This window comes from Acinetobacter sp. GN11, assembly GCF_054823985.1.
The window spans coordinates 1-8,600 of sequence record NZ_JRVL01000173.1 but is presented as its reverse complement, the minus strand read 5'-3'; the positions used below and the strand labels follow the sequence as shown (position 1 = coordinate 8,600).

Here is an 8,600-nt window from a genome sequence, read left to right as displayed (position 1 = left end):
CATGCTTTTTTTAGAGAAATAAGATATTTCTCTCATTTGATTACTTACCACATAATAGCGACCACTACGAAAGACGTGCTTTTTTGCAAATTATCTTTCGTTGCAGAGATATCCAAACCCTCTGGATGCGGTATATACCCATCCTTTTTTATGCTCAGTTATCCCTATATAACTGAGCTTTTTTTTGTCTGAAATTAGGCGCGAATAATCTCTCCAGTGAGAGCATTAATAATTCTACTTGGCTGCTGACTTTGGCCTAAGTCACCATTGAGATAGTTTAATTTTGAACCAAAGTATTGGCAGGCATCTTGTAGTGAATGAGCAGGTTCTTGGCCGCTTGGGTTAGCACTCGTCGAGACAATAAAACCATGAAAAGCATTGCATAATGCCACACACAAAGGATGTGTAGTGACTCGAACAGCAACAAGTGGATGTTCACCTTTAATCCATGAAGGAATGTGTTCGCCAGCAGGCAATAGCCAAGTTGTAGCTCTTTCTGAAGGTTGATGATTCGTCCAACAATCAGTAATTTCGTGTTGAGTCGCTTCAGGCAAAGAGGTCAACAGGTGTTCAACTTGACTAATATGACCTGCTAATAAAATGACCCCTTTTTCAATAGGTCTTTGTTTCAGCTCTAGAATTTTTTGGAAAGCTTGTTCGTTAAAAGGGTCGCAACCTAGTCCCCAAACTGCCTCGGTTGGATACGCCAAGACTTGACCTTGATGTAAACTTTCGGCTGCTTCGGTAACTGAGGTGGTAATCATGGTAATACTCTTCCTTTCAATCAGACAGAATTGCTGTTGTGCGCTCCGGTACTAAGAGCGACAACGTAAATACAGCCCTGATTGTTGCATACATAAACCAAGTAGTTCTAGTTCCATGAGTGAAGAGGTGAGTTCTGCCACAGGTTGAGAGTGGTGTATGACAAGCTGGTCAATATTTTGTCCGACCCAGTCTAAGGACTGATAAAGGTTAATTAAATGCTCAGGAATTTCTGGGGCACAAGCAACCACGACCTCCTCAGTTGAGTTTTGTTGCTGGCTTTGCCATTGGGTTGGAAGGGCAAGGTCCTCAATAATCTGTTCCGGATGATCAACTAAAATGGCTCCCTCACGAATGAGCTGATGGCAGCCTTGATGAAACTCACTATAAATATGGCCAGGAATGGCAAATACTGTTTTACCTTGCTCGGCAGCTTTGTTGGCAGTAATGAGAGAACCACTTTTTAAAGTCGCTTCTACCACTAATACGCCTAAACTCAGACCACTTACAATTCTGTTCCTGCGCGGAAAATGCTGTTGTAAGGGCAGTGTACCGGGCAAAAACTCAGTAATGATGGCGCCGTTTTGAGCCAAGATCTGTTCTGCAAGTTTTTTATTTTGAGCGGGGTAGGTGCTATCTAAACCTGTTCCCGTTACTGCAATCGTACGTTGATGTGCTGAAGCTCCTTGGTGAGCAGCTTCGTCAATGCCATATGCCAAGCCACTACTTACATAAAATCCTTTTTCACTTAAATAATAGGCAAAATCATAAGCAACCTGACGACCATGCGGGCTTGGTTTTCGGCTACCTACAATAGCCACTTGTGGTTGCAATAAGGCTTGAGCTTGGCCTTTACCAAAAATGATGGGCGGATGGTCTGTATACGGTAGTAATTGCGTAGGATAGCCAGAATCATCTGAGGTTAAAATAAAGTCAGTATGTTGCTGGATCTGCTCAACCAGTTTTTCAAACTGAGCTTGACCCTGAGCAGTTTGAAATTCATCTACACGTTTTAAATGATTAGCATGTAATCCGAGATTGCGCCATTGGGACAATCCAGCAGGTTGGATTGCCTTTTCACAGCTACCAAAATAATCGATAATTTTTTTGAAACTAACTAAAGAGTGCTGCACCAAATACCACACTTTAAGCGTGTGGTAATGGTGTGAAGAAAGTTGAATAAGCATTGTAAAGAGTATATCCAGCGTTAATCATCAAAACGAGGTGGCTGAATACTTGAACCTACTTTAATAGGTAAGTCACTTTCTAATACATAGGCATAGCTAAGCTGATCAAAGGTTCTAAAAACCATCAGACTACCAATTTGTTGTCCAGGTAACTGTATTGGTTCTTTGGTTTTAGGATCTCGAATGGTTTCACCTTTTTGGGTAATATCAAAAACTTGTCCTACCTGAATCCCTTGAGCCGTACCTCGGTTTAAGGTCACCACACTATTTTTGGCGGCGCTACCAATTGAACCCATTACACGAATGATCTTGCCGGCATCTGTAACTTGTTGGGCATCTACTGGATAAAATAAAGTAGGCAGTGTTGCTTCTTCTTCTGGCATAACCCGATCGCCACGACGTACTTCGGAATCGTAGCTATCCGTTAACTCAAGCGTTGTTATGTCTTTTTCAGAAGAGATCGCAATCCCTGAGGCAACTTGTTGTAGTTCAATGCCTAGGCTGTGCTTTTTACCTTTACTATCTGTGAAATAGTAAGGTTCACCTTCACGGTAGACTGCATAACGTTGACCATTTACTAAGCCTTGTCCACGTGCATAAATGGTTTGGCCTCTTGCAGCAAGCACGCGTTGATCAGCAGTACCCACAATATAAGGAGTGTGTTCAATTGCGTCGGCTGGCAAAATTGTGCTGTGTTCTAACCACTGTTTGATATGTTCAAGTGGAATAACAGGCACATTGTCGTTAAGCGATTCCACACGAACTTGAGGTTGCAAGTTTGTCATTTGGCCTGTGTAGCGACGAATAATGCCAACGCAACCATCTCCCTCATCTTTACCGATCAATGGTCGACCCGCTAAACTGCATAACAACAATCGGTCACCAGGATAAATCCAGTGTGGATTTTTGACATGCTGATTATTTGCCCAGATTTCTGGCCAACGCCAAGGTTTACTTAGGAAATGACCGGAAATATCCCACAGCGTATCTCCGCGTTTTACAACGTAGACATGTGGTGCATTACTTTTTAGAGAGGGTGGATTATGGTTCGGACTAGCAGCATGAACCTCTGCTACTGTACCCATTGCAACCCCTGTAAAAAGTGCGAAAGCAAGTAAATGCTTTTTTATCCCCAAAGCATGAAATTCAACCATGCCGTTAAAAACCTTTTTCATTATGATAATTCCTAAAAATTATGCGTGCAGATGCGTTATAATAGGCGGCTAACACACAATTTTTCGATGAAGTATTTCCTTCATTTGGTTTTTCAATCAATGGCATAAGTGAGGACGTCAGTATGGCCTTATTACCTATTTTAAGTTTTCCTGATCCCCGTCTTCGTACCATTGCTAAGCCTGTTGAAGAAGTTACTGATGAAATTCGTCAACTTGCAGCAGATATGCTTGAAACCATGTATGCTGCACCCGGTATTGGTTTAGCAGCTTCACAAGTAGATCGTCATATTCAGTTAATCGTTATAGATTTATCTGAAGCTAAAGATGAACCCTTGGTTTTTATTAACCCCAAAATCACTCCACTGACAGAAGATAAGCAGCAGTACGAAGAAGGCTGCCTATCGGTGCCACAAATATACGACAAAGTTGAGCGCCCGTCACGTGTGAAAATTGAGGCAATTAACCTTGAAGGTCAAGCATTTGAGATAGAAGCTGATGGACTTCTCGCTGTTTGTATCCAACATGAAATGGATCACTTAAATGGCAAATTATTTGTGGATTATTTGTCGCCACTTAAACGTCAACGTGCTCGAGAAAAAGTCGAAAAAGTTGTTCGTCAACGTGAGCGTGAAAAAGTTGCAGTAAAACGTTAAAAATTTCTATTCTTGAAACATTAATATAGTGTGGATGTGATTTTTGGTTTTTCGTAGTGGGTTACTGCTTGCATGTGCAGCAGTATTTTTACAGGTTGCGGTATTTCTACAGCCGCTATTACCGAAGCAATATCAAATTGCTCCGGTCTGTGAAACTATTACCCGTGCTTTGCTTAAACCCAAAGCACAAATGGAAACCATGTCACATACCATGCATTCACATCATGAACATCATATTGAACAGGCACAAGCTTCTGGGCAACATGATCATCATGATGCAAATCACCAGTGTCAATATTGTACCGTCTATGCCAATCTGGTTTTACCACCTGAATTTGGTGTAAAAGAAGTTTTAGTCCGCATACAAGTCCGCTTAGTTGCCTATCAACAAGCATTTCGACATGTTTACTTTGCGCTACAGCGACTTTTCCTACTCCCGCAAGGGCGCGCACCGCCTCTATTTGCATAAATAAAAGCAATTTTTTGTTGGGGTCTTAACTGACTTCAATATCACTTTATTTATGTTTTAGAGCGTATAAAAATGCCACATTCTAAATTCTTATTACAACCTCTATGGGTTGCGATGCTTGCTGTCTCTCATTCGGGTCTAGTTTTTGCTGATTCAGAAAAAAATGATACTGATACCACAACACTTCACTCATTAGCACCTATTGTTGTTACAGCACAGCAAGGCAATGATGCAAATGGTCTGATCGTACATGCAGACCCAAAGCAACCGATTCAGCCAGTACCTGCAACTGATGGTGCAGATTACCTTCAAAGTATTATGGGTTTTAACTCAATACAAAGCGGTGGAACAAATGGTGATGTAACCTTCCGAGGCATGTTTGGTTCACGCATCAAAATTTTGACAGATGGAACAGAAAACCTAGGTGCATGTCCAAACCGTATGGATGCTCCAATTTCTTATATTTCACCAGAAAGTTATGATCGTATTTCTGTCATTAAGGGTCCACAAACGGTTCAATATGCCAATACGGGTTCTGCCGCGACTGTTCTTTTTGAACGTCAGCCTGAGAAACTCACTTCTGAAAAACCTTATCGTGGACAAGCGAGTGTCTTGCTAGGTTCATATGGACGTATTGACCATAATGTTGAAGCGGCAATTGGTGATGAAAAGAAATATATCCGTTTAAATGCCAACCGTTCAGAGTCAAATAGTTATCAAGATGGTGATGGCAATACCGTGCCGTCAGCATGGAAAAAATGGAATGCTGATGTAGCATTGGGTTTTACTCCAGATGAAAACACGTGGATTGAGCTCACGGGTGGAAAATCTGATGGTGAATCGCTTTATGCTGGACGTTCAATGGACGGATCTCAGTTTGCGCGTGAAAGCTTAGGTCTGCGGTTCGAAAAGAAAAACATCACTGATGTTATTAAGAAAATTGAAGGGCAGGTGAACTACAGCTATAACGACCATATTATGGATAATTTTAGCTTGCGCACCCCACCATTAGTTGAAATGAACCATGGTGGTATGACCATGTTGATGCCAAACGCGATGGCAATGCAAGTGACGCGCCGTACACTAAACTCGCGCTTAGCCATGACATCTGAATGGAATAAGTGGAGCCTAATCACAGGTATAGATTCTCAATTTAATAAACATGGCGGTAGCATGTCGTCGCCAAATATGCCTTCTATGAATATTCCATATCGTCAAGATATGCGTTTTCAATCATACGGTGCTTTTGGTGAGCTTGGTTATCAATGGAACGATCTCAATAAGCTAGTCACAGGTGTGCGTTTAGATCGAGTCACAGTTGAAGATGAGCGTGCTGATTCCAAAGCGCAAGGCTTTAATACGAAACTTGAAAAGACTTTACCGAGTGCATTTGTCCGCTGGGAAAATCAACATCCTGAGCATGACCTAAAAAGCTATATCGGTTTAGGTTATGTAGAGCGTATGCCTGATTATTGGGAACTTTTCTCGCCTAAACATGGTAATGCTGGTTCAATCAACACTTTTAACGGTGTAAATCCTGAGAAAACACTACAGTTAGATTTGGGCTTCCAACAACAACATGGTGCTTTAAATACATGGGCTTCTGCTTATGCGGGCTTAGTAGATGACTACATTTTAATGAGTTATCACCATCACCCAAGTATGGGAATGGATGGGCATGATATGAGCCATGATATTACTGCAGGTGCCAAAAATGTTGATGCAACCATTGCTGGTGCAGAAGCAGGTATTGGATATCAATTTACCGATCATATTCAGGCAGATTTGAGTGCGATGTATGCTTGGGGTAAAAACACCACAGATGATAAACCGCTACCTCAAATTTCACCTTTAGAAGGTCGTTTAAATATCCGCTATGTAGCTGACAAATATAATTTAGGTCTGCTATGGCGAGCTGTTGCGGAGCAAAACCGCGTGAGTCTACATCAAGGTAACATCGTGGGGTATGACCTCAAACCAAGTAAAGGTTTTTCAACTCTTTCTTTAAACGGAAGTTACAACCTTCGTAAAGATATTGATATCTCTGTTGGTATCGATAACGTATTAGATAAAACCTATACCGAACACTTAAACAAAGCGGGTAGTGCAGGCTTTGGATTTGCGAGCGAAGAGCAGTTCAATAATATCGGAAGAAATTACTGGGTTCGTATGAGCATGAAGTTTTAATAAGCTATAGCGAATGAAATGAACTGAAAATATTAATTGAATGAGAGAAATGAAATGACAAATAAATTATCGCCTGAACAATCGTGGTGGGGATGGAAGTCACTTATTGTGGCTTGTATCTTGAGCTTATTGTTTATGATTATTTTTTACTTGGCGATCAACAATGAGCCTGACTACATGCCAAGTCAAAAAAATAAGCAAATGATGGAGACACCTGAGCAAATGAATCACGCTGAAATGCATAGTTCATCATCTCAATAAGCATCTTAATATTTGAAAAAGGAAGTCTGGTTAACAGGCTTCCTTTTTTATTTTTAGGTTTTAAAAATTATTGATGCATACTTGCTAAGGTTTTTGCCTTACCTTGATTCTGATAAAGCCTTAAGCCAAGCTTTTGTATATTTCGGCCTGATTTGGATAAAAAAATTTCAACTTTTGGTGAAAGCTTTGCCCCACTATAAAGTAATGAATTACGCACAATTAGATAATAAGCAAACCATGAGGCAGACTGCGGAGGCAATCCGAGTAGTTTCATTCTTTTCTTGCCAATAAAAAATTGGGTAAGTTCTAAATGTTGTCGGTAAGCAAGCTTCTGCTGCAAAGAGCGTAAATGTAGATATTTTCTCTCAAAAGGCTCTTTAGATAAGCTCGATCCTAATTCAACACTGCTGTGATCGGAGTGGGGATGAGCAAACTGCATCCAGTACAGTAATCGCCAGCCTTCAGATTCAGACTGAATAAGCCATTTTTCATCAATACCCATCAACCAGCCAACATAACGCCAAAAATGTAAAAAACTCTTAGCTTCTTGTTTCGTTGGCCATATACCTAAAGCCCTAATACCGAGTAAAACTACACTACTAAAAGCCAAATTAGTCATTGCTAAATCAAATTGATTAAGTGGAATTCCCCAAACTTCACTATCCCAACGATCAGACTTTTTTAATTGTCGGCGAACAAGTGCATGAATAAAGCGAACATAAATCGTTGACGTGAAACCTGAGCTTAAACGGACAAGTCCTTGAGGTTCAGTAATATCAACCCACCATTTTGTAGTTTCTGCTAAACGAGTACCCGCTTGTTTCTTTAATGCACCCGTTAAAATTAGAGGCTGATTAAATCCAGGATATAAGTATCCTGCCATTAAAGATAAATCTCTAAGGATAAAACCATTATTTACTCCTAAACGATGAGTAAATTTAACAGCCTCATCAATTTGGCGCTGGTCTAACCATTCGGGCTTTTGTTCAATGTAATTAAAGAAATTTTCTAACTCAGTAGGTAGCGGCTCAGATAGGTCATCGCGGCCTTGAAATAATATCTTCTCAAGAATCATTCGGTGACCTTTGGGATCTTGCATAACCCAATCAATCACCTTATCCATTTCAACGTCCCCTTCACAAAGAGCATGTTGTAAAGATACATATTCCGTATAGTTCGGTTGAGCTGGTTTTTCGCAACAGATATTTAAAAACTGCGTAAAAAAATTACTGTCTTGCATGACATTAAAAGAAGCAAGTCGAGTCGGGCTAATCGTTTGCATATCGTTACTTACTTATTGAACTGAATAACAAATAGGCTAATATGAATAATTATTCGCATTCAATTCGCATTTAAAGAATAAAAAACTGATGAGAAAAGCCCCACAGCAACAGCGTTCAAAAATTATTGTTGACCATATTTTAGAGGCGACACAACACTGTATTGCCCAATATGGATTACTACATACTACGACGCCTAAAATTGCAGAAAAATCTGGAGTAAGTGTAGGTTCGATTTACCAATACTTTGAGAATAAAGATCAAATCATAGAAGAACTATTACGCCGTAAAAGCGAACTATTAGGACATCAACTTAAAGAGCTGGTTATGCAGCAAGGAAATATTCCTTTAGACCTGCTCATCCCCTTGGCGATAGAGCTAGGGTTTAATGCATTAAAAGCCGATCATGGTTTTTTTATAGAAGTACTGAAACATTGGCATAACTATAGCCATTCGCAAGCTGCTCAGATTTTAGAAAAGCATTTTTTTGAAGTGGGACTATATACATTTAGTAGAAATCCTCATCAGTGGGACTTCGAACAGGTGAAGCATAAATCCTTTGTAATTATTAATAGTACGCTTTTTACGATGATGCGATATGTGAGTCAGAACAATTTTCTTATATC

At 40.2% G+C, this 8,600-nt stretch carries 9 protein-coding genes; 5 read left to right on the top strand and 4 right to left on the bottom strand.

The window, feature by feature from the left end:
* Window positions 1-194: 194 nt before the first annotated feature.
* Genes NL42_RS14715 through NL42_RS14705 form a run of 3 tightly spaced genes read right to left on the bottom strand, consistent with a single transcriptional unit; the run spans window position 195 to window position 3,124 of the window.
* On the bottom strand, window positions 195-764 hold the full coding sequence (locus NL42_RS14715; protein WP_461313299.1) for an L-threonylcarbamoyladenylate synthase: 570 nt from the start codon (window positions 762-764) through the stop codon (window positions 195-197).
* A gap of 51 nt (window positions 765-815) precedes the next feature.
* Entirely contained in the window at window positions 816-1,949 is a 1,134-nt protein-coding gene (gene dprA / locus NL42_RS14710; protein WP_461313298.1) for a DNA-processing protein DprA, read from the bottom strand.
* 20 nt (window positions 1,950-1,969) lie between these two features.
* Window positions 1,970-3,124, bottom strand: a complete 1,155-nt coding sequence (locus tag NL42_RS14705) for a LysM peptidoglycan-binding domain-containing protein (RefSeq protein WP_461313297.1) — start codon at window positions 3,122-3,124, stop codon at window positions 1,970-1,972.
* Window positions 3,125-3,246: 122 nt separating this feature from the next.
* Between NL42_RS14705 and def the strand changes: the two genes are divergently transcribed.
* The 4 genes from def (at window position 3,247) to NL42_RS14685 (ending at window position 6,694) form a co-directional block, all read left to right on the top strand.
* Window positions 3,247-3,777 carry a peptide deformylase gene (def, locus tag NL42_RS14700; protein ID WP_004795267.1) on the top strand — a complete coding sequence of 177 codons (531 nt, stop codon included), beginning with the start codon at window positions 3,247-3,249 and terminating at the stop codon, window positions 3,775-3,777.
* Between the two features lie 43 nt (window positions 3,778-3,820).
* A complete protein-coding gene (locus NL42_RS14695) occupies window positions 3,821-4,246 on the top strand; it encodes a DUF2946 family protein (protein ID WP_005309169.1) in 426 nt (141 codons plus the stop codon).
* A gap of 72 nt (window positions 4,247-4,318) precedes the next feature.
* Window positions 4,319-6,433, top strand: a complete 2,115-nt coding sequence (locus NL42_RS14690) for a TonB-dependent copper receptor (protein ID WP_461313296.1) — start codon at window positions 4,319-4,321, stop codon at window positions 6,431-6,433.
* 54 nt (window positions 6,434-6,487) lie between these two features.
* On the top strand, window positions 6,488-6,694 hold the full coding sequence (locus NL42_RS14685) for a hypothetical protein (RefSeq protein ID WP_049838257.1): 207 nt from the start codon (window positions 6,488-6,490) through the stop codon (window positions 6,692-6,694).
* A 67-nt stretch (window positions 6,695-6,761) separates the two neighbouring features.
* On the opposite strand, the gene NL42_RS14680 is transcribed toward NL42_RS14685, so the two are convergent.
* Window positions 6,762-7,976 (bottom strand): oxygenase MpaB family protein, encoded by a 1,215-nt coding sequence (locus NL42_RS14680; protein WP_461313295.1) that lies wholly within the window; start codon window positions 7,974-7,976, stop codon window positions 6,762-6,764.
* An 88-nt stretch (window positions 7,977-8,064) separates the two neighbouring features.
* Between NL42_RS14680 and NL42_RS14675 the strand changes: the two genes are divergently transcribed.
* Window positions 8,065-8,600, top strand: a 536-nt coding sequence (locus tag NL42_RS14675; protein ID WP_461313294.1) for a TetR/AcrR family transcriptional regulator, incomplete at its 3' end; no start/stop codon positions are given.